Raw genomic sequence first — 1,433 nt, 5'->3', positions numbered from 1 at the left:
CTTCTCTGATTGGGGTCGTTGAGGTCAAGCTCCTCCTGATAATTTTCCGGACCATGTCGCCCCGCGGGTCACTCGCTTCTCTTCGCGGTCGGCGTTAGGCCGCCGCATGATGGGGTCAGTAGAGCGAGGCGTCTCAATCTGTTGAACGACCTTAGGAGAGTTCGTCCCAGGATCGTGCCTGCTAACGAGATCGCCTTGCCCGTCGTCCCCACGGGAACGATCCGGCTCACGCCCTTTCGGGCGGAATCAACTCCTCCTTCGTTGGTCCGTTGTGCCTATTTCATGGCCGACACGGAGCCGGGTGCCTTGCCGAAGCGGAATTCTGTCGCATCGCTCCACATGCGATGCAGGATGACAGCGAGCTTGCGAGCAACAGCAACTCGGGCTCGGGCCATACCGCGCCGCTTGGCGACGTTCATACCCCACGCTCTGAGGCTCGACCATTTCTTGCTGAGCACAAGCAGCGAATGAGCCGCCTCATAGAGGGCCGTGCGGGCGAGCTCGTCACCGCATCGGCTTACCTTGCCCTGAATGTCCGTCTCGCCAGATTGATAGCGTGCCGGGGTCAGACCCAAATGCGCTCCGACATCCCTCGATCGGCGAAAGCGGTCCGGCTGATCGACCGTGGCACGAAAGGCGAGCGCGGTGATGGGTCCCACACCGGGCACGGACATGAGGCGCCGGCAGACTTGCTCCTTGCGGGCGATATTGAAGACCTGCTCTGTCAGTCGCCCGAACTCGCGCAACATCGTTGCCACGATCGCCAGAAGCGGCTCGACAAGCGCCATGATGACCGTATCTGCGCCAATCAGTTCGCGCACGCGATGGGCGAAAGCTGCGCGGCCTGGAGTGCCGAGCTTGATGCCGGCCTCCCGCAGAATCGCCCTGACGACATTTTCGATCGTCCGCATTTCATTGAGGACCGTGCGTCGCGCAACGAGGAGGGATCGCCAGAGCCGACACTGCTGGCTCTTCACATGCACCTGCCGATACCAGCCGGTGCGCATGATCTGCGCCAAGGCGCGGGCGTCGTTGCGATCGGTTTTGTTCGGCATCATTTTCATCGCCGCGTTGGCCTGCCGGGTCTCGATGCAGATCGCCGGCAATCCTTCGGCGCGAATACCGTCATAAAGCCAGGCTGTCAGCGAACAGGCTTCGAGCCCGATGCGCTCCAGCGGCAGATCGATTTTCCGCAAGGCTTCATAAAGGGCCCTCGGCTCACTCGCCGCCCGCCCTTCCTTCACGATCCGGCCGCTCTCGTCGACGACACAGATCGCGGTCTCTTCCAAAGACACGTCAAGTCCGGCAAAATACTTCATGGCTGCTCCTCCTGATGTTTGTGGCGATCTACATCGACCACGTTCTCACATCTCGACAGGAGCAGCCGCCCTCAATTTGGCTCGGGCGAGACCCCAATCACCCCATCTGTTGAA

The 1,433-nt window shown here is 61.2% G+C and carries 1 protein-coding gene; it reads right to left on the bottom strand.

The features are described from left to right. Positions 1 to 275 precede the first annotated feature (275 nt). On the bottom strand, positions 276 to 1,319 hold the full coding sequence (locus NKI59_RS34875; protein ID WP_352709056.1) for an IS110 family RNA-guided transposase: 1,044 nt from the start codon (positions 1,317 to 1,319) through the stop codon (positions 276 to 278). Positions 1,320 to 1,433: the final 114 nt, after the last annotated feature.

Origin of the sequence: Mesorhizobium sp. M0598, from assembly GCF_040320865.1 — a bacterium.
Taxonomy (GTDB): Bacteria; Pseudomonadota; Alphaproteobacteria; order Rhizobiales; family Rhizobiaceae; genus Mesorhizobium.
Note: the sequence above shows the minus strand (reverse complement) of the source record. Positions and strands in the feature narration are given on the sequence as shown.

Coding starts and splice junctions, on each gene's coding strand:
- NKI59_RS34875 (WP_352709056.1), bottom strand. CDS start 1,319: ATGAAGTATTTTGCCGGACTTGACGTGTCTTTGGAAGAGACCGCGATC.